This window comes from Streptomyces sp. NPDC041796, assembly GCF_055590785.1.
In genome coordinates, this window is record NZ_JBVJAH010000017.1 from 14,583 (window position 1) to 35,265 (window position 20,683).

12 protein-coding genes are annotated in these 20,683 nt (G+C 71.9%); 3 read left to right on the top strand and 9 right to left on the bottom strand.

What is annotated here, in order from left to right:
- Positions 1-22: 22 nt before the first annotated feature.
- On the top strand, positions 23-1,189 hold the full coding sequence (locus ACZ6C1_RS28800) for a PP2C family protein-serine/threonine phosphatase (RefSeq protein ID WP_469244688.1): 1,167 nt from the start codon (positions 23-25) through the stop codon (positions 1,187-1,189).
- Between the two features lie 48 nt (positions 1,190-1,237).
- Here the strand turns inward: ACZ6C1_RS28800 and ACZ6C1_RS28805 are convergent, their stop codons facing one another.
- The 4 genes from ACZ6C1_RS28805 to ACZ6C1_RS28820 all read right to left on the bottom strand — a co-directional run bounded on the left by ACZ6C1_RS28805 (position 1,238) and on the right by ACZ6C1_RS28820 (position 8,010).
- On the bottom strand, positions 1,238-1,969 hold the full coding sequence (locus ACZ6C1_RS28805; RefSeq protein ID WP_469244690.1) for an alpha/beta fold hydrolase: 732 nt from the start codon (positions 1,967-1,969) through the stop codon (positions 1,238-1,240).
- 115 nt (positions 1,970-2,084) lie between these two features.
- Positions 2,085-3,161 (bottom strand): hypothetical protein, encoded by a 1,077-nt coding sequence (locus ACZ6C1_RS28810; RefSeq protein WP_469244691.1) that lies wholly within the window; start codon positions 3,159-3,161, stop codon positions 2,085-2,087.
- Complete coding sequence (locus ACZ6C1_RS28815; RefSeq protein ID WP_469244693.1) at positions 3,158-3,802, bottom strand: hypothetical protein; 645 nt, start codon at positions 3,800-3,802, stop codon at positions 3,158-3,160. The genes ACZ6C1_RS28810 and ACZ6C1_RS28815 overlap by 4 nt, the downstream gene beginning before the upstream one ends.
- Positions 3,799-8,010, bottom strand: a complete 4,212-nt coding sequence (locus tag ACZ6C1_RS28820; protein ID WP_469244695.1) for a CHAT domain-containing protein — start codon at positions 8,008-8,010, stop codon at positions 3,799-3,801. The genes ACZ6C1_RS28815 and ACZ6C1_RS28820 overlap by 4 nt, the downstream gene beginning before the upstream one ends.
- Positions 8,011-8,312: 302 nt before the next feature.
- Here ACZ6C1_RS28820 and ACZ6C1_RS28825 point away from each other — a divergent pair, with 302 nt between their 5' ends.
- Positions 8,313-8,864, top strand: coding sequence for a peptidase inhibitor family I36 protein (locus tag ACZ6C1_RS28825; RefSeq protein WP_469244697.1), 552 nt, complete (start codon positions 8,313-8,315; stop codon positions 8,862-8,864).
- A 62-nt stretch (positions 8,865-8,926) separates the two neighbouring features.
- Here the strand turns inward: ACZ6C1_RS28825 and ACZ6C1_RS28830 are convergent, their stop codons facing one another.
- The 3 genes from ACZ6C1_RS28830 to ACZ6C1_RS28840 all read right to left on the bottom strand — a co-directional run bounded on the left by ACZ6C1_RS28830 (position 8,927) and on the right by ACZ6C1_RS28840 (position 13,672).
- Entirely contained in the window at positions 8,927-9,316 is a 390-nt protein-coding gene (locus ACZ6C1_RS28830; protein ID WP_469244699.1) for a VOC family protein, read from the bottom strand.
- Between the two features lie 189 nt (positions 9,317-9,505).
- The gene (locus ACZ6C1_RS28835) at positions 9,506-12,919 is read right to left on the bottom strand and encodes a S8 family peptidase (protein WP_469244701.1); all 3,414 of its coding nucleotides are present in this window, start codon (positions 12,917-12,919) and stop codon (positions 9,506-9,508) included.
- A gap of 183 nt (positions 12,920-13,102) precedes the next feature.
- A complete protein-coding gene (locus ACZ6C1_RS28840; protein WP_469244703.1) occupies positions 13,103-13,672 on the bottom strand; it encodes a GNAT family N-acetyltransferase in 570 nt (189 codons plus the stop codon).
- A gap of 514 nt (positions 13,673-14,186) precedes the next feature.
- Between ACZ6C1_RS28840 and ACZ6C1_RS28845 the strand changes: the two genes are divergently transcribed.
- A complete protein-coding gene (locus ACZ6C1_RS28845) occupies positions 14,187-15,884 on the top strand; it encodes a fibronectin type III domain-containing protein (protein ID WP_469244705.1) in 1,698 nt (565 codons plus the stop codon).
- A 191-nt stretch (positions 15,885-16,075) separates the two neighbouring features.
- On the opposite strand, the gene ACZ6C1_RS28850 is transcribed toward ACZ6C1_RS28845, so the two are convergent.
- On the bottom strand, positions 16,076-16,657 hold the full coding sequence (locus ACZ6C1_RS28850; RefSeq protein ID WP_469244707.1) for a hypothetical protein: 582 nt from the start codon (positions 16,655-16,657) through the stop codon (positions 16,076-16,078).
- Between the two features lie 2 nt (positions 16,658-16,659).
- Entirely contained in the window at positions 16,660-20,556 is a 3,897-nt protein-coding gene (locus tag ACZ6C1_RS28855) for an ALF repeat-containing protein (protein ID WP_469244709.1), read from the bottom strand.
- Between the last annotated feature and the right edge of the window lie 127 nt (positions 20,557-20,683).

A 20,683-nucleotide genomic window follows, 5' to 3' on the forward strand; every position in this document is an offset into this window, starting at 1 on the left:
TTGAACAGGTGGTAATCGAACGGTGGACAGACTCTCGGCTGTGGAACGCGCACTGCGCGGAGCCCCTGCCCACGCCCTCCTCGAAGCGGTACGGGACGGGCTCGTCACCCACTACACGGCCGCCTCCGTCGACCTGCTCATGGCCGATTACGCGATGACCATACTGCAACCCGTCAACGCCCTCCCTTACACCGCTGAGCCCGTACCCGTACACGCCAGCGCCCCGGGACGCGCCTTCGGGTCGCAGCGCCCCCATGTGGAAAGACCCGCACGCGCCACCGACGTCATCGCTCACTTCCCGGTCACCGTCCGCGGCGATCGCATCGGCGTCCTCACCGTCCGCCTGCCCGAGGGCCACTACACGCCGCAGACCGAGCGGGAACTGCAGGACATCGCGGAGATCCTCGGCCACGAGATCGTCGTGGCCGAACGCGACACCGACCTCTACCTCCAGGCCCGCCGGGCCAGCCGGCTCACCCTCGCCGCCGAAATGCAGTGGCAACTCCTGCCCGGCCGCTCCTGCGCGCGGCCCGAGTACGAGATCGGCGCACAGCTCGAGCCCGCCTACGCGATCTACGGCGACAACTTCGACTGGTCCACCTCCGCCGACCACCTCACGCTCACGGTGACCAACGGCATGGGGCAAGGCATCGAAGCCGCTCTCCTCACCAACCTCGCCATCAACGCACTGCGCAACGCTCGCCGAGCCGGACTCTCCCTCACCGACCAGGCCTTCCTCGCCGACCAGGCCATCTACGGCCACTACCACGGGGCCGCCCATCTCTCCGTCCTCCTCCTGCGCTTCGACCTCGGGACCGGGCAGGTGGAGATCGTGGATGCCGGATCACCGCGTATGTGGCGCCTGAGGCAGGGCAAGGCCGAGCCGATCGAACTCGACGCACAGCTTCCGCTCGGCATGTTCGAGGACACCATCTACACGGCTCAGGCATTCACCGTCCTGCCCGGCGACCGTCTCTTCTTCCTCAGCGACGGCGTCTACGACGTCGCCTCACCGGCCGGCGAACGCTACAGCGAGAAGGCCCTCATCCGCGCCATGACAGCCACCCGCCTGCTGCCGCCCTCCCAGGTGCCCCGAGCGGTGCTCCAAGAACTCGCCGGCCACCGAGGCCCCATCGACGCCGACGACGACGCCATGGTGGTCTGCCTCGACTGGTACGGCCGCCAGTGAGGCTGCCATTGCGCTGAGGCAGGTCCGACGGAACCGGCTCGGGGGCGCTCAGCCGCTGATGGGGAGCTGGCGGGCGAAGCGGCGGACCGCGTCGGTGAACGCGTCCGGATCGTCGAAGTTGGCGAGGTGCTTCGCCCGAGGGATCAATTCGACGCGGGCGTGCGGGTGCGCACGGGCGAAGTCCCTCTCGCCGGACCGGAAGACGGTGTCCTTCTCGCCGTTCAGAATGAGCACGGGAGCCGTCACATGACGCATGGCACTCGCGTCGAAGCGGCCCATCACCTCGCCCCAGGCGGCCGGAAGGGTGTGGAAGGCGTAGCCGGAGCGAATGGTCGCCTCGACGACCTCGGCGGGATAGAGCCGACGCAGCAACCAGTCGTTCCACCGGGCCAATCTGTCCGCCGGTACGCGGGGGACGAGCCCGGCGACCCACCGGTACGGCGACGCCCACGGGCCGCGCGTCGAGGCGCTGGCGCCCGCGAGGACCAGCCCGCGCAGGCGCTCGGGGCACCGTCGCGCGAATTCCAGCGAGGCGTATCCGCCGAGCGAATGTCCGACCACCAGAGCGGGCCCGCGGTCGAGCGAGTCCACGGCGGAAGCGATGATCCGTGCCGCGGCGTCCAGGCTCCAGGGCTGAGCGGAGCGGGTGCCGTGGCCCGGTAGGTCGACGGCGGCCACCGGGAACTCCCCCCGGAGGGCGGTGACCTGCGGGCTCCACTGACCCGCGCTGAATCGTGTTCCGTGCACCAGGACGATGGGCGGTGCGTCCGCTGTCGTCATGAATCCCCCAGACCTGCGCCTCTCCTCGGACCGACTCTACCGGGACGTCCCCCACATCCCGGCACGGCGAGCTCCCATGACCGAACCGCCCATTGACGGTGCGCGTGTTGCCGGATCAGCCCGAGTGGCCCAGGACGACCGCCCCCGTGAGGCAGACCAGGGCGACGACGACCAGGAGCCAGGTACTCAAGGGCACGACCATGAGTCGGGCTCCCCGGTCGACGGGGGGCTGAGGGCGCGGAGGCTCCTCGACGCCGTCATGAACGCCGGTGAGCCACAAGAGGGACAACTGCTGCCAGCGGCGCCGTTCGTCGGCCGGAGCGGCCGGGGGAGTCCATGGGGGTGGAGCGGTTCCCGGGGATCCGTCCTGGGCCGCCCCGTCCAACTGGCGCAGGAGGTCGAGCCGGTAGACGTCGAACGCCGCCTTGAGCTGCTCGGCGTAGCCGACGGCCGCGCTGACCGCGGTGCGGTAGAAGAGTCGTGCGACGAGCATGCCACCGCCGAAACAGCAGACGAACAGCCACCAGCGGTCCCGGCCGAGCACGAGCAGGGTGCCGGCGTACAGCGCGAACACGGCGAACAGCGTGGCCGTGACGAGGCCGGCCTCCATGGTCGCCCGGCCGGCGTTGAGCCCCGCGACGACCCGGTCGGGCAGCAGCGGATACAAGCGGGGCCACACCGTCACCGTGTCGATGCCGTAGCGCAACCGGGGATGCCGTTCGGCGCTCCGCAGGACGTTGCCGAGCCGGGTCGGCAGAGCGGGCTCGTTCGGTGTCGCCGGAGGGTAGTAGTCGTTGAGGAGCCCCCGGGCGACCGGGTCGGCGCGCGCCGCCTCCGCGAGCTCTCCGCGCCGGCGCCGATGCCAGGTGCTGCCGAGCTCCGCCAGGAGGCGGCCGAGCGGAGTCGGCCAGTACCCCTCGTACCAGCGCAGCAGCCCCACCGCCGAGCCGCTCAGCAGCGTCGCGACCACGACGGCGACGGCGATCGCCGCGGCGACGGTCAGGGACTTGTCCAGCAGAGGCAGGGCCGACCAGGCCTTCCTGGCGCCGCCGGGACCACGCGCCACGACCGCGGTGAGCGCGCCGGCACCGGCGAGGAACGCCAGGGTGGGCAGCAGGACACCGAGAAAGAAGCGACGGTCGAACAGACCGGCGCTCCCCTTGATCACCGTCCCGATCACGGGTCCGCTCACCCGCTTTCGAGCGGATGCTCGTCGGTGTCGTTCTCGCACCGCTGGGGATCGTCGGGGTCGTAGACGACGATGTTCCGGTTGATCGTCCCGCACCGCCCGCACCGGACCGTGGCAAGGCCGGTCTGGGGCGGACCTCCCAGTCTGTCGGGCGGACTGCCCCACCATCCGGGGCCTTTGACCACCGGTTGCAGACCGGCCTCCTGGTCGACGATGTACTGGTCGATGACGCTCGCGGGGACGATGCCGGTGATGCTTTCCGCCCCGGTGACTCCAGTGACTCCGGCGACTCCGGCCGTTTCCGCGGTGCCCTCCATGCCGGAACCGAGGCTGTGTTCCCGCGTCACCGCGACACCGATGACGGGCAGGTCCAGCAGTGTCACTGAGGGGCTGTCGAGGAGGTCGGGGAGGGTGCACGAGCCGTCGACGAGTACCAGGGGCGGCAGGCCCGACCCGGGATCGGCAGGGGGACGGGTGAGCCGGCGCAACCGGTCGGCCTCGGTCAGGGAGAACGGCACACCATGCGCTGTGACGATCACGTACCCGTCCACCGGTGGGACAGGTGTACCGCTGCTGGTGACCTCCATGGTGGTGTAGGCCGGGTCGGCCAGTCGGGCGAAGGTGGTTGATGGGTCGATCGTCATGGTCCGCCCCCGATCACGAGGAATGGCGCCCAGAAATACGGATGGTCGAACATCGGCCGGCTGTAGTCCACCTCGGCGCGTACGGAGTGGGCGGCAGCCCGGCGGGCCTGCACCGCCCCGATCCGGGCGCGGGTCCACACCGGTGAGCCGACGGGCTGCTCCCGGGTCACGGCCGCGAAGGCGTCCGCGGCCGCTCGGTAGTCCCGTGCCCAGAACCGTGCCGTGGCGATGTCGAGGTCGAGGCCGGGGGCCATGGCCGGCTGCTCGGCCCGGATCCCGGCGCAGTACTCGACCACGTCCGCGGCGGTGACCCGGCGCACGTCCAGCTGGGCCTGACGCAGGGCCGCCGCCTCGTTCATCCCGGACAGCCGGGCCTGGTAGAAGCCGCGCATGAGCAGGCTGGTGGACAGCTCGTCGACCGACCACAGGCACGCCACGACGGCGGAGGCGCCGGCGTACAGCAGCGCTCTGGTGAGGCCGATCAGTTCGTCGCCGGAGCGGCGGTCGTTGCGTCCGGTGTCGCAGGCGCTCAGCGTGACGAGGTTCGCCGGCAGTCGGAGGCGGAGGATGTCGGCGGCGCTGAGCCGTCCGTCACCGGCTCCCTCCGGCGCCAGCAGCAGCCCCGACCGCATGGGCTGGGCGGGGTCGAACTCTCCGTGGCAGGCGAGATGCACCACGTCGAACGCCCGGTCGGACCGGGGGATGAGGCCGGTGAGGCGCCGCGCGGTCGCCGCCTCGCCCACGAAGAGGCGTGCCCGGTGGTCGAAGAGGCCGGCGATCGCCGCGGCCTCCTGCCGGGCGTGGATGAGCGGACGGTCGGCCCGGCCGTCGGCGAGGATGAGCACCCTGTCGCGGTCCGGGTCGCGTTTACGCGTCGTGTGCGGGCCGGTCGACGCGCTGGGGGTGTAGCGGACGGGGTGGTGATCGGCCACGCAGGTGCGATCGTCGATCCGTACGGCGTGCAGGGGAACGTGGTGCAGTACGTCGTGCGGGACGAACCAGACGGTGTCGCCCGGGGCGCACCACCGGGTCAGCGGGGCGACCAGCGGACGAAGCCCGTCCTGCCACGTTCCCGGCGAGCTGTGCCGGAGTCGCCGCGCCGCGCCGGGCCCGGTGAACACACCGTCGCAGAGCGCGTGCAGTCCGGCACGGCCGAGAGGCACGTTCACCACCACCGGGCGGTCCAGGTCCGCCCGGCCGACGAACAGCAGGGTGCTCTCCTCGGTGACGAGGTACTCGGCGAGGACGGTGCGGGACTCCTCACGGCGCAGGAGACGGCGCACGTCGTCGTAACCGACCGGCGCGCCGGCCCGCAGCGCCGCGTACTCGGCCAGTGATCCGTGCGCGAGCATCTCCGTCCAGCAGCGGGTCAGCTCGCCCTGGGCGGCGCGCAGTTCCACCACGGCCTCCCGTCGGGCGCCGCCCGTGCGTAGTTGCTCCCGGGCCTTCGCGAAACGGCGGGCCGAGGCCCGCTCCTCCTTGATCAGCTCACCGCGCTCGGGGTCGTGAGGGGCGGGCACCCGGCTGCCCATGAGTTCCGCCAGGACGCGGGACCTGGCGCGCTCGGTCAGCTCGAAGGCGACGAGTCCGGCGAGCCGGTCCGGGTCGTCCATGTCCACGATGTCCGGTGACCCGGCCCCCAGGGACCCGGCCCCCGGGGACCCGGCCTCGGGCGACTCGACAGTCGTCAGGCGCACTGCCGCCTCGTACATCTCCTCCGCCTGTTCGAACAGCGCGATGCGCAGGTCCTCGTCGGTGACGCGCACGCGCAGTTCCTCGTACCAGTCGAGCGCGTTCAGCAAGAGCCCACGGGCGGCCGGCGGATCGATGCGGCGCAGCGCGAACCCGAACCACCCGTACAAGGAGAAGGCCGCCTGGATCAGGCCCAGCCGCTCCAACGTCCGCGCCGTACGGACCACATGACGGACGGCCCGTCGGTACCGGCGCCTGTGCCAGTTCTGGAGCGCGGCGGAGATACCGGCACCGGCCGGTGTGGACGCCACAGCGGCGAAATCCAGGTCCACCCCGCGCACCGACACGGGCGCCTCGGGGTCGTCGGGTTCGATTCCCGTCCAGGCCAGGGCGGCGGGGGACACCCGCTCCAGCGCCGCGAGCAGCCAGTCGTCCACCCGCCTGTCCCGCCGGACGACGAACGTCACACTCCGGTCGTCGATCCGGCCCTCCATGAAACCGAGCCGCGTGAAGTCGTCCTGTCCGACCGCGATCGCCGCGCCCTCGCCGAAGGACCGCTCGGCGGCCGCGGTGTCGCCGAGCCGGAGCTGGAACGCTCCGGTGAGCATGACGGCCCGGCGCAGCAGCAGTGGCAGCACCGATGGGTCTTCCCGTACGGGAGCGAGGGCGGCCAGGGCTTTCTCCGGCGTCAGGTAGTCCACCATCGCCGCCTCCAGCCGGCAGACGGCCGCGAGGTCGCTGTTCTCCCGCCGGCCCCAGATCCGTGCCGCGTCGAGATAGGAGGCCGCCGCCTCCTCGCGGAAACCGAGGAGCTGATAGACCTCGGCCAGCGTCCTGGCGCAGTAGCCACTGACCAGGGTGTGCCGGGCGCGGAATCTGTCCAGTTCCTTGCCCGTGAGCCGGGCCCGGGCCTCCTCCTCCGCGGCGCGCAGGAGCTCCGCCGCGTCGTCGATCCAGGCGATGAGCCATTCGTCGAGCCTGAACCGCCGGGCGTCCCGGTCGGCCCGCGGCCACATTCCGGTGAGACGCACCGGGGGCGACGACCGATCGCCGAGCGTGTGACCGATCCCTTCCCGGATGAGGGTGCGGGGCAGCGTGAAGTCGGGATAGCCGGGCCGGGCGAGGATCGCGTCGTGCAGCCACGCCGATACGGTACGGGCGCGCATGACCGGGTCGATGTGCACGAAGATCGAGGCGTCGAGTTTCGCCTGCGCCTCACCGGTGCGCCGGACCAGGTAGAGCGACAGGACCGTGGCCGAGCCGATCAGCCACTGCGCGGCCACCAGCAGTCGTTCGTCCGGTCGGTGGACGCCCGCGGCCAGGAAGAGGGCCAGCGCCGGTCCGGGGAAGAGGCCGTAGGACGCGGCGAGGCCCAGTCGCAGCCGCGGACCGGAGAACACGGTCAAGGCCCGGGCCAGCGTGGCCGTGTAGGCGCCGTGCAGGAAGTACAACAGCCACGCGCCGAGCAGAGCGACGACGACGGCGTGCGTGTACAGGAGCGGTTGCTCCCGCCAGGCGCTGACGAACCAGTCACCCACCGGACCGGTGGACAGCGCGGTGAGGTGGAGCACCCAGAGAACCGACGCGAACCGCACTTCCTGGCGGTTCTGGCGTGTCATCCGCCCACTCTCGGCGTGCACGTACCAGTGCAGCGCGGTGAGCGCGGCGGCAGCCGTGAACGAGCCGAGCCCGCCGGGCCTGCCCGTCATGGCGACGGCCGCCACGGGCACCAGGCCGGCCAGCACGTTCGCCACGCCGACGAGACGCACGCCGGGGCCGGGGCCCGCGCGGCCCGTCGGCCCGGCGAAGTACGCCGGGTAGCGCCACCATCCGGGCCGCGCCTGCCGGTACGCGCGGACGAAACCGATCGACGCTCCTGCCACGAGGGGGACGAGCCACCACAGCAGCGCGGGGCCCGCATCCGCCAGGAAGAGCACCGCTCCGGTACCCACGCCGACGGCGAGGACACCGAACAGCCCCAGCAGCAGGCCCAGGCCCATGAGCACGGCCGGATGGGTGGCCTGGACCTGCGCACACAACGGATCGGCCAGCAGCCGGCCGACCAGGGCCCAGAACACCACTCGGACGACTCCGTAGCGGGCCACAGCCATCCAGAGCCTCAGCAGCACCGACAGGACCGGCGGTAGCAGTCTGCCCACCACCGGACGGCCGAAGAAGCCGTACGCGACCGCGCCGGCCACCACCAGAACGGCGGCGGTGCCGGTGACCCGGTCGCCCAGCAACTGGACCGTACCCGCGCCGATTGCGGCCCAGAGGACCAAGGTGGCCGCCGATGCGCCGATCGTCATCATCCATGTGCGCACGCGCGGATCGGGCACCAGCCGTACCAGTTCCGACAGTTGCCCGGCGGCGAAGATCGCGGCCGCTGTCCACCGGACCTGGCTGTCGTCACTGAACTGCGCGGCCACCATCCATGCCACGGCGGCCCAGACAATGCTTGCGAACAGTGTGGTGAAGAGCTCCCGGAGCACCGAGGGTACTGAGGGTATGGGCACAGAACGACTGTATGGGCCCGGGTGAAGCGCTTGTGTGCTTTTCCGGTTTTCACCCCTCGGTATCCCGGTACCCGGCGACGGACGGGTCCTGGAAACGTCCCGGTCCGGCTCCCCGCGGAGCCGGACCGGTGTTGCCCGGTGTCCGTGTGCCGGTGCCGGTACGCGCCAATGTACGGCCCGGCTCCGTCACCGGGCCCACCGCGGAGTCAGGACGACGGCACAAGCGAGGAAGCCGCTCTTCCCGCGTGGCCATGGTCTGTACGAACGCGCCACCGCCGGACCGCCGACTGATGCGCCTCGCCGTGACCATCACCAGCGGTGCGGTGCTGCTCGCCGGCACGACGTTCGCCGCACACACGGCAACCGCAGCCGACCGGACCGGGTTCGACGCGCAGGCCCGTGATGCCGGCTTCAGCGGCGCCCAGGCGGACGTGTTACAGGCGCAGGTGCAAGCCGAGCTGGAACGCTCAGGAGGTGCCCAGACGGCAGCCAACGAGATCCGCCTGCCGGACGGCAGCGAACTGCTCCTGCCGCTGCCGGGCGAGGTGTACGCCCGCGACCTCGACGCTCCTGCGCGGGTACGAGATCAGCAAGCTCCTTCCTCCTGCGCCTCCTACACCTTCTGCGCGTACTCCGGCACCGACTTCACCGGAACGGTCAAGCGGCAGCGACTGTGCAGCGAGCCCATCTCGATCGTCTGGAACGGCCCGGGCTCTTGGAGCAACAATCAGTCCAGTGGCACCAGGGCGCGCATGTACAACGGCTCCGGCCGCCTGATCTGCACGACGCCGGGCGCCTACTCGGAAGACCGCAACGGCGACTGGACACCGGTCGCCAAGGTCGACGCCTGCTGAACCGCGAGGCGGGACTGCCGGGAGGGCGCGGCCCTGCCGGCAGCCCCGCCGCCGGCCGTTCGTCAGTCAGTGGTTGAGAGCGGCGGCGCGGTGCGCGGGCGATGGGCGCGAACGTCCACGGGGCGTCCATCGGGATCACGAGCCGTCATCGTCCACTGAGTGGGCAGGGTCTCGATCTGCCCGACCGGCCACCCGGCACCCAGGATCCGTTCACGTGCCTCACACAGTCGCGCGTACGTTCCCACGCGCAGCCCCCAACCCGCCCGCCCCAGGGGATCGAGATCCATGGCGGAGGTGGTGGCGGTTTCGACGACCATCAGATGGTCGTTCCCCCCGACGTCGAGGACCGCGATCCGAGGATCAGAAGGGGTCGCGGCACGCTCGAACGCGAGCGTCGCTCCGAGCACCTCCGTGTAGTACGTCACGAGCCGGTCGAGGTCGGTGGTGGACACCGTCAAGTGGTTGATTCCGAGGAGATCAGGCATGGTCGGCCAACTGTAGTGGCCGGCGGCCTCGGCGTGGAGCCCTGCCCGGACCCCACCGGACCACAGCGGACCCCACCGGACACCGCCGCACACGGGTGCGGCCCGGCGGCGGGTGCCGCCGGGCCGCTCGGGGTGCGCGACGGCTGTCGCGCGGGGTCACTTCCGCCGGTAGGCGTTGCGGACCGTCTGCGTCACGGTGTTGCCCTGCTTGTCGACGGCGACGGCACGCAGCGAGATGCTCCGGCCGGCCGCCGGGTTGCGCACGAGGAAGCCGCCCTTGACCGCCTTGGCCTTCTTCCACGTCGTACCGTCGTAACTGACCTCCACACCGAGCGACTTGAGGTTCCTCCCGGCTGCGGCGCCCAGCACCTTCACCGGCATCCTGGTGAGCACTCCCGCCCGGGCCGCCGACGCACCGTCCAGGCGCGGCGCGAAGCGGACCACGGAGAGGGGAAGCGCCTCGTCGGCGGCGGTGTGACCGGACCGGAACGTCCAGTCCGCCGTCACCTCGACGGGGGCGGCGGACGGGCCGCTCCGGGAAGCCGACGCGGTGAGCCGGAACGCACCGGTCTCCGCCGGGACGCTCACACCGGTCGAGCAGTCCAGCAGCTCCGGGGAGGAGGCGACCTCGACGCCGTTCCGGTACAGGGCCGCGGTCACGGTGTCCTCGGACGCGTAACCCCAGTTGCCGGTGCTGTCGCTGAGGAGTCCGACGCAGCCGGTGATCCTGTCACCGTTGCGGAAGACCCCTTCGCCGGTCCTCAGCGCGGGGCTGAAGACCCCGATGCCCATGTCACGGCGGTAGGACTTGCCGGCCTCGTACCGCTGGATCCCCGTGCCGTGTGTCAGCTCCGGATAGGACCCGTTGGCGTCGAGCTGCTCCAGCGCCATGAACCAGTCGGTGCCCGCTGTCGTCACGTACGTGGTCGTCGCCGTGGGCAGCGGGCGTGTCACACCCGGACTGATGAAGGAACCGAACACGTCGGGGTCGATCGGCCGGGCGACGAGCTGGCCCTGCTTGCCGGGGACCGTGGCCCCCTGCCGAATGGCGATCTCCGCCATGTCCCGTGGCCCGGCGTGGCGTTCGAAGCCCGTGGCCAGGCGGGTCACCTTGTCGCCGTAGGCGTAGCGGTACTCCTTGGCGCCGTGGATGTCGAACGCGCTGAACTGCTGGTAGAGCATGCCCTCGGTCGCGAAGTCCGGTCCGAGGTGGGCGGTCCGGATGGTCGAGAAGGAGGTGCCCGTCATACCGGTCGAGAAGCCGTAGTCCGGGGTGCTCAGTTCGATGAACGTCTCGGCGAAGAGACGCTGCGCGGCCGGCTCGGGACCGGTGATGTCGACCGGCCTTGCGGTACGCGCGTCCAGCGTGACCGTCGTGTCCTCGGTGACCTCGAAGTGCGGCGCCGAGATCTGGCTGCGGTTGTCGCCGACCCCGTAGATCAGCGCGTCGAGGTAGTAGACGCCTTTCGGCAGGCGGGCCGTGTACGTCCCGGCGGTCGTGGTCCGCGCGTACTCCTTGCCCACGGCACCGAGGCCGCTGAGCCGGTGCAGGGAGGGCCAGTAGTGGGTCGCGGGCGCGCCGTCGGGGCCGATGTGACGGACGGTCACGTCGTACGACTCGACCTCCCGCTCGACCACGGCCACCGTCCGGACGGCCTGGTCCGCGCCCCGGGCCGTCACGGTCGCGCTGTACACACCGTTGACGTCGCCGCCCTGCCGGGTGTCGGCGGTCAGACCGACGGTGGCGCCGCCCTTCGCCGGAACGGTCAGGCGCTCGGCGTCGAGCGTGAACATGCCCGTCGGTGCGGGCTTGCCGTCCGGCCCGACGGCGCCCACCGACAGGTCGAGGGTGACCGGTTCGGTGCCGAGATTGCGGTACGTGACCTGTTTGGTGACGGATTCGTCGTCCGCGTGCGGGAAGGCCTGCCGGCCGAACGCCACCGACGAGGGCTCGGCGACGACGGTCTGCTTCACGGCCGCGGCCACGTCGATACGTCCGGCCCCTTCGGCGAAGACACCCGCGCCGGCCGGCCGGGTACCGGCGACGAGCGCGGCCTTCAGCTCCGCACTCGTCCACTCGGGGTGCTGCTGCTTGAGCAGCGCCGCCGCTCCCGCCACGTGCGGGGTGGCCATGGACGTGCCGGAGATCGTGGCGTATCCCGGCGGTTTCTCGCCGGCCTCCCGCGCGACGCGGCTGCCGGGCGCGACGGCGGCGGTGATGCCGACCCCCGGCGCCGTGACGTCAGGTTTGACGACCAGGCCGTCGGCGGTCGGGCCGCGGCCGGAGAAGGGCGCGACGGTTTCGTCGTCGTCCACCGCGCCGACCGCCAGCGCGCGTTCGGCACTGCTGGGGGAGTCCACGCTGTTCGCGGCCGGGCCCTTGTTGCCCGCCGCGGCCACGAAAAGGATGCCGCGCTCGGCCGAGAGCCGGTTGACGATCTCCTCCACCGGGTCGACGCCGGGAAGATCGTATCCGCCGAGGCTGAGGTTGACGATGTCGGCGTTCCGGGCGGCCGCCCATTCGATGCCGGCGATGACGTCGGAGTCGCTGCCGTAGCCGTCGTCGTCGAGCACCTTGGCGTCCAGGATGCGGGCCCCAGGGGCGACGCCCCGGAAGGAGGCCGCCGATTGGGCCCCCGTACCGGCGGCGATGGATGCCACATGGGTGCCGTGTCCGACGCGGTCCACGGCGTCGGGCGCGTCGGAGAAGTTCTGCTCGGCGTCCTGGCGGCCCGCGAGGTCGGGATGGGTCTCGTCCACGCCGCTGTCGACGACCGCGATGCGAACCCCCCGTCCGTCGTAGCCCTCCTTCCAGGCGGCGGGAGCCCCGATCTGCGCGGTGCTCCGGTCGAGGCTCGCCTTCCGCACCCCGTCGAGCGAAACGCGGCGCAGCCCGGGGTCCGCGCTCCGTTGGCCGGCACGGGCCTTGGCCGACGCGCCCGGTGTACCCGCCGTACCCGGTGTACCGGTCAGCGTCTCCCAGAGGTCTCCCGCCGACGCGGCGGGCACGGTCACCGCCTCCGCGTCGAGGCGGGGGAAGGCACGCCGTACCTTGGCCGTACCGTCCTCCCGCAACTCCGACTTCAGCGCCCGGGCCGCCTTCCCGGCCGTGCCGCCCGCCCTCGAGCCGTTGTAACCGACGATCAGCCGGATGCCCGAGGCCTCGCGCTTCCGGTACGCCGGTCCGCTCAGCTCCGTGATGTCGAACAGCCGCTCGTCGACCCGGCCGGCGTCGATGAGCTGCCGTGCGTCGTGCGGAACGACGAGCGTATGCCGCTTGGTTCGCTCGACCCTGATCGGTATGGTCTCGCGACCCTTGCCGCGTACGATCCGCACGGGCTCGCCCGACGCGTTCACGCCCACCGCGTCACCCGTGATCAGGGTGATCCAGCGTTCCACGGGCCCGGCGCCCATCCCGCCGCCCGTCCCGGTTCCCGAGCCCGCCCGGCCACCGGCCGTCGCCGCGGCGGGCCTGTCGGCAGCCGGGTCGGCGGCGGGTGGAGCGGAGGGCGGGGCGGCGGTGGCCGGCAGCGCCGTGACTGTGCCCGTCGCCAGAGCGAGCGCCGCCATCACGGCGACCCTGGCCGGTGTGCTGTGTCTCCTGCGCAACTGTCCCCCTCGGTGAGGCCATTGAGCACACATGGGATCCATGTGCTTACGCTCTGATGACGTGACGCGGAGACCGGAATGTTTCACTTCCAGTTGGCGGGGAGGGCCCGGCGCCTCTCGGGACGGTTCCGCGAAGGCAGGGCTTCAGGGGCGGGAAGTGCCGTCGGCAGACGGCGCAGGGCGGTTCAGCCGCCAGACCACGTTGATCCCGCTGCCGGAGGGCGCTGCGGGCGGCGTTGCCCGTTCGCGCCGGACTTCGGTGAAGCCCAACCGGCGTGGTACGGCGGCGCTGGAGGTGTTGGCCAGGTCGTGCGCGATCTCCAGGTACTCCACGTCCGGCAGGGTGAACATCTCGGTGACCATGGCCGCCGTAGCTCTCGTGGCGATGCCTTGACCAGTGGCAGCAGGGTGCAGCCAGTACCCCATGCACCGGCCCTGGGGTTCTGTCCCACGGTAGGACTGACACATACCAACGAGGGTGCCGTCCTTGGCGATGGCGTAGGTGTACACGTCACCGCGCGCCCAGTTCGCCTCGGACCTCGCGAGGAAGTCCCGGGTGCTCTCCTCGCTGTGACGGGCGACCCACGGCTCCCAGGGGCGCAAGTGGTCCAGGGACTCCTCGATCAACGTGAAGGCGGAGGCGAAGTCGCTCTGCCCCCGCCAGCGCCGCAGGACGAAGTCTCCACACCCGATGATCTCCCTCGGTCGCTGCATGGCGGCCATGATTGTCCGCGGACCGGCACGCCTCAACGGGGAGAGGAAAAGAACTCGTCGGCCTCCGGCCGGGAACGGGATCACGGCCCGGACGTGGACGCCCGTGACGGGCTCAGGCAGCCTCCTTGCCCATCTCGCCCCTGAACGGCCTGCGACGTGAACCGCCGTACGGCGTGCTCCAGTCCGCCGGGTTCGTGCCCCACCAGAGGCGGACCGAAGGTGGGCAGCAAGCAGGTGAGTTGGGCCAACCGTGGTCATGAACCAATGATGGTGTTGTGACCTGGGAACGGGGACGGAAGCGCGAAACAGGCCGCCCCACGAGCCACCCGTTGCAATCGGCAGGCTTGTCACATCCCCGGACCGGCCCTCTGCCATGCGGAGCCGAACAGCGCTGTACAGTGCCGTTCCGGCGGAACACCGGCCCCACCCGCACCGCCCTCCCCCCGCGCATCGCTCCCTCATATTGTGCTGCCCCGGCCTTGCGCCGCGTGGTCCGGAAAGGGCCCCTTACTCTGTGATCACTCGTACCCGGCTGAGCGCGCTGGCCACGACGGCCGCCTTCGCCGCCACCGGCGGTCTCCTCACCGCCACCCCGGCCTCGGCGGCCGTCACCTGCACCTCTCCCATCTGGAAGGCGCAGTTCTTCGCCAATACCGCGTTCAGCGGCACGCCCGAGCTCACGAGCTGTGACGCCACCATCAACGAGAACTACGGCACCGGCGACCCGGCCGGCGTCACCTTGCCCAGGGACAACTTCTCCGTCCGCTGGTCCGTCACCCGCGACTTCGGATCCGGCGGGCCCTTCACGTTCGCCGCCGCGACGCAGGACGGCATCCGCGTGTACCTCGACGGGGTGCGCAAGATCGACCTGTGGCGGAACGTCTCCGCCACGCAGAGCAAGACCGTCAACGTCACCGTCCCGGCCGGACGCCACACCGTCCGGGTGGACTACGTGGCCTGGACGGGCTCCGCGAACGTGCAGTTCACCTACGCACCCCGCACAGCGGCCACCGTCGACACCGTCCGGCCGCTCGCGCCCGTCGGTACCTCGGTCGTCCACGACCGGGTCACGAACAAGGCCACGCTGCGCTGGTCGGCGAACAAGGAAATGGACCTCGCTGGTTACCGGGTCTACCGTCGGCTGAGCTCCACCGCCTGGGTGAAGGTCAGCGGTACCGCCCTCGTCACCGGGACCTCCTTCGTCACCTATCCGCCTGCCACCGGCGAATCGTTCCTCTACGAAGTCCGAGCCGTCGACAAGGCCGGCCTTGAGTCCCTGGGCAGTGCCGACCAGACGGTCACCGCCGTCGACCGGACCGCGCCCGCCGCGCCCGGCGGGCTGACCGCGACCGACACCCAGGGCGGAACGGTGCTGGCGTGGCAGCCGGTCGCCGGTGCGACGAAGTACACCGTCTTCCGGCAGCAGCACGGGCAGACCGACACCGGAAGCACCCACCCCGTGGTCCAGCTCGCCGCGGTGACCTCCACCGCCTGGACGGACGCCACCGCCGCCGAGCGGACGGGCTACACCTACGCCGTCTCCGCCACCGACGCGGCCGGCAACACGTCCGCGACGCGCAGCGTGGTGTCCGCCACCCGCGGCGACTACGCGCCCGCGGTGCCGACGGGCGTGACCGCCCGGTTCGAGCCGCGCAACGGCATCGTCGTCGCATGGACCCCCTCGACGAGCGACGACGTCACGCATTACCGCCTGTACCGCTCCGGCGTTCTGTACAAGGAGGTCTGGGGCAGCACCTACACCGACATGTCGGTCGGCCACGGCAGGACGTACACCTACACCGTGACCGCCGTGGACCGTGCGGGCAACGAGTCCCCCGTGTCCGCCTCCGCGTCCGCCACCACCGACGGCGACCGGGTCGCCCCGGCCCCCGTCACCGGCCTGAAGGCGACCGCCCGCGAGGACGGCGTACTGCTGGAGTGGCAGCCGAGCACCGAGCCCGACCTGAAGCGGTACGAGCTCTTCAAGGCAGTGCGGTACGACGACGGCGACGGCGGCCAGGTCTGGCTCGCCCACCGGGTCGACTACATCGCCGAGAACACCACCTCCTTCCTCCACGGCAGTACGGCGGACGGCGAGACCGTGATGTACGCCGTGGTGGCCGTGGACGACTGGGAGAACTCCCTTCGCGCGGACGACGAGGGCGTCAACTGGGTTGAGGTCACCGAGCTCGGCACTCCCGCCGCGAGATGAAGAACCCGCGACGCCGGGGTGAGGCGGAGGCGGCCGGCTGCGGCGGTGACCTTCAGGACTGCCTTGCGCGGTCGGACGGCACGGGATCAGCAGCCCGGCCCGAAGTAGCCCGGCCCGCCCTCGGAACCCGTCGCGCGCATGAGGAAGGCCCCGCCGGACGCAGGTCCGGCGGGGCCTTCCTCGGGGGTGGGTCAGCGGGCGGGGGCGGGACCGACCGAGGTCAGCCCCCCTTCTGCCGGCTCGCCCTTCAGCTCCGGCCGGGCCGTCAGAAGCCGGTCCGCGAGCGGCGGGTGCAGCAGCAGCCGGTCCGGGTGGGGCGGCAGCTCTTCCCCGTCGTACAGCACAGGTGAGTCCCAGTCACCTGGGTCGCCCACGCCCTGCCGGTCGACGATCACGGCGCGAGTCGGCACGGGAAGCGCGGCGGCCGTGGCGAGGACGGCCGCCTCGACCGTGCCCGCCTGCTCCCGCGTGAGACCGTCCAGCCACAAGGTCTGGATCTCGCAGCCGAGCGGCTCGTAGGCGTACTCGTCGACCACGTCGACGTCGGCGGACAGCCACCAGTTCATGGTGAGGGACGCGATCCGCAGCCCCAGCAGCCGGCCGAGCTCCTCCGGACTCATGAGGACGTCGTCCCCCTCGATGTCGAGCACGACGGCCGCGCCCTTGGCGGGGTGTACGAGCCCGAGACCCTGCTCCTCGAACAGCTCCGCCTGTGCGGCGAACACCGGCGTGGCCGCCGACTCGCGGTACCAGCGGATGTATCCGTCAGCCATGGTCAGCAGCTCGGCAGCGTGAAAATGTGGACATTCTCTTCTCCGAAGACCTTCTTGGCCTGCTTGATGGCCGATTCCGGGGTGTTGTCGGCGAGGTAGTAGACCGCCTTCACGCCCGCCTCGTCGGCCGCGTACTTGTTGATCTTAAGGGCCTTGCCGAACTTGGACGGATTGGCCGCCTTGGCGCCACCTCCGACGTACACGTACGAACCATCGGGCCCGATGACGTCGAGGCCGCTGGAACCCACGTTGGGCATGACGATCTTGATGTCCTGGCCCTTGTCGTCCTTGGCGACCTTCCCGCCGATGAGCTTGGCGATGTACTCCTCACGAGCCAGGCCGATGTCCTCCGCGTCCTTGCCGCCGCCGGACCGCGCCGCGAGGGCGCGCTGCGGAGCGGCCGCCTTCGCCGCGGCACTCCTGGCCGCCGGACCGCTCTTCTTCTTGTCCGTCGCGCAGGCCGGGAGCTTCTTCCATACGTCGTCGAGGATCTCCTCGCCCTTGTCGACCAGCTTCTTCGCCTTGGCCGACTTGTCGAGGAACTCCTTGATGCCCCAGATGGCCTTGCCGATCTTCGGGAGCTTGCTGACGATGGCGGCCGCCTTCGTCCACGGCAGGTTCTCGACGATCGCCCACAGGCAGGTGGGGATGTCCGGGTCGTCCCAGCACTCCTTGATCTTTTCGGCGGCGATCTCGACGAGGAGTTCGGCGCCGTTCTCCATCAGGTAGTCGAGCAGGTCCTGCTGGGCGAGGGCGCGGGCCGCCTCGAACTCGGCCGGGCTCATCCCCGCCGCCTCGAGCGCCTTGCGCTCGGCCGCGTCCAGGGAGTAGGGGTCGCCCTTCTCCTTGGCCTTGGCGGCTTCCTCGCGTTCCTTGCGTTCGAGCTCGCGCTGGTATTCCTCGGCCTTCTTGGCGGCCTCGTCGGCTTCCTTGGCGTAGGTGCCGGCGTTCTTGGCGGCCGTTTCGGCGGAGGTGGCGTGCTTCTCGGCCGACTCCGCGAACGAGTTGGCGTCGGCGGCGTCCTTCTCCGCCTGGGCGGCAGCGCCCTGGGCGACGCTGGCCTCCTTCTCGGCCAGACTCGCGGCGCTGTTGGCGGCGGCCGCGTGGTTGTCGGCCTCGGCTGCGGCGCCCCGGGCGCGGGCCGCCTCGGCCTCGGCCTGGGTGGCGGCGTTGCGTGCGGCTGCCGCGTCGGCGAACGCCTGGTTGGCGGCCGAGCGGGCGAGCTTCGCGTCGGCCTGCGCCTGGGCGTCGGCCTCGTTGGCGCGGGCCGCGGCGGCGCGGGCCTTGGCGCCGTCCTCGGCGGCCTGGGCGGCGGACTTCATCGCGGCCGCCGAGGAGCGTGCCGCGTCGGCGGAGGAACGCGCGGCTGCCGCAGCCGCCTTGAAGGCCGGAGCCACCTGGGCGTTGGCGCGCTTGGCCGCGGCCTCGGCGGCTTCGGCGGCCTTGAGCGCCTCGGCAGCCCTCGCCTCGGCCTTGGTGACCTCCGCCTGGCCCATGGCCTGGGCGGCCTTGGCCACCTCGGTGGCGAAGTCGGCGTCGACGTCCGTGCCGGTGAACGGCGCGGTGAGCATGATGGCGGTGTTCGCCGGGTCGGCGATGCCGGCGGCGGTGGTACGGGCCGAAGTGGCGGCCTGGACCGCGATGCCGGCCTGGAGGCGGGCCATCGCCGCCTCGCGGGTGGCGCCGTCGGCCTCGTCGCGGGTGCGGTTGGCCGCCTGGAGCGCCTGGTTGGCGTGGACGGCGGCCAGTCCGGCCAGCCGGGACGCCTCGTGCGCGGCGATACCGGCCCGCGCCTCCTGCGCGGTGGCCTCGGCCGCCTGGGCGTTGGCCCGCTGGGCCGCGGCACGCGTGGCGGCGGCCTCCGCCTCGGCCTTGTTCGCCGCCGCGTTCGCCGCGAAGGCGGCTGCCTCGGCCTTGTTGGCGGCGGCGTTGGCGCGAGCAGCGTGCGCGGTGGCCTCGGCGGCCGCCGCACGGGCGCGGGCCGCAGCTCCGGCCGCCTCGATGGCCGCCGAACGGGAACGTACCGCTGCCGCCGATGCCTGGTCGGCCGCGCCCCGGGCACTGCCGGCCGCCGTGCCGGCGGCGTCGGCCGCGGACCTGGCCTCCGTGGCCGCCGCGCGGGCGGTCTCGGCGTGCTCGGTGCCCTTGGCCTTGGCGGCCATCGCCTCGGTCGCCCTGGCCCTCGCCGCTTCGGCATTGTGGACGCGCTCGGCCTCGACGGCCTTGTTGCGGGCGGTACGGGCCTTGGACTCCTCGCCCCGCGCCAGCTCGTCGGCCTTGGCGGCGATGCCCTCCTGGGCCTGCGCGGTGGCCCGCTTCTCGGCGGCCACGGCCGCCGCGGCCTGGGCGTCGGCCCTGCGGGCGGAGGCGGTGCGGGCCTCGGCCTCGGCACGCGCGCGTGCCGCCGCGGCGATGTCCCGCTCCCGCTCGGCCCGTGCCCGGGCCGCTGCGGCGAGGTCACGCTCACGTTCGGCGATCGCCCGCTGCTCGGCCGCGATCTTGGCCTGGCGCTGGGCCTCGATCCGCGCGTCCCGCGTCTTGCGGGCGTGCTCCCACGCTTCCTTCTCGGCCTGCTCGGCCGCGACCCTGGCCTGGCGGGACTTGGCCGCCGCGTCCGCCGCGATCTTCGCCTGCTTGGCCGCCGCCTCGGCGAGGCGGGCCGCGGCCTTCGCGTGCTCCTCGGCGTTGGCCCGCCACTTGGCGGCCTGCTGGGCGTGCAGCTCGGCCTGGTTCTTGGAGTTGAGCCCGGCCGCGTCGGCGGCGGTGGCGTCCACCGCGTGCCGCGCGGTCGCCGCGGCCTTCGCCGCCGCGTCCGCGGAGCCCGCGATGCCCGTGGCCACCTCCGACCACTGCACCCCATGGGTCAGACCGGTCCCGACCAGCACGTCGGCCTGCACCTTGGCCTGGCCGGCCGCCACCTGGGCCGCCTTGGCGGCGTCCTCGGCGATCCCGACCTGCCGGGCGACCTCGGCCTTCACCGGCCCGTAGTCCGACAGCCGCTTCCCGGCCTTGTCGGCCGCCAGCATCCGGTCGGCCTCACGGGACTGCGCCGCCGCCGCGCTCATCGCGTTCGACGCGGTCTTCAAGGCCTTGACCGCTTCACCATGAGCGGCGATCAGCTTGGTGCGGGCCGCGGCGGCGGTGGCCGCCTTCTCCGCCAACTCGCGCAGCCGCTCCGCCGCCTCGGCCGCCTCCTTCTGCGCCTTCTCGTGCGCCGCCCGGTCGTCCGCGTCCTTCTGCGCCGCGACCAGATAGCCCTTCTCCAGGAACTCGGCGATGACCTTGTCGTCACCCGTGGCCAGTGCGGCCTGCGCGGTCCGCTTCACCTCCGGTCCGCCGACCGTGGCGAGCATCTCGACCCGCTTGCGGTTCTCCGCCGCGCGCTGCTGGTCGTTCTGCTCGGTGGCCTTGTCCCGCTGGCGGGCGATGTCGGCGCCGAAGGCCAGGAAGTCGGCGCGGTCCTGCGCGGTCCCCTTCAGGACCCGCTCGACCTCGGCGTTGAAGAACGGTCCGCCCGTTCCGCGCAGCGCCTCGATCTGGCGACGGTTGGCGGCATCGGCCGCGTCCCGCTTGTCCTTGGCACGCTTCCGTGCCTCGGCCTCGCCGCGTTCCAGGAAGTCGCGGATCGCGTTCGGGTCGGTGCTCGCCAGCGCCGCCTTGGCGGCCTCGCGGACTTCCTCCTCCTCGTCGAACTCCGCGAAGTCCTCGACCAGTTGCCGGTCCCGTTCGTCGCTGATCCGGTCCAGCTCCGACGCCGCCGGCGGGGGCTGGACGGTCCCGGCGGCATGAACGCCGGCCGTGACGCCCGTACGGGCGACGTCGCCGTGGCCCGCCGGGGTGACGGCACCGGCCTCCCCGGCCGTACCGCCGAGAACGGCCAGGGCAAGGACGGTCGACACTGCCCTTCCCAGCAGACCGGATGTCCGGCCGCGGGTTCTTCCGGCTCTGCGCCGGACTCCTTCCCTCACGGGAAACTCCTTCAATGGATCGACACATGGACAAGTCGATGGGTTGGTGGGGCAGCCC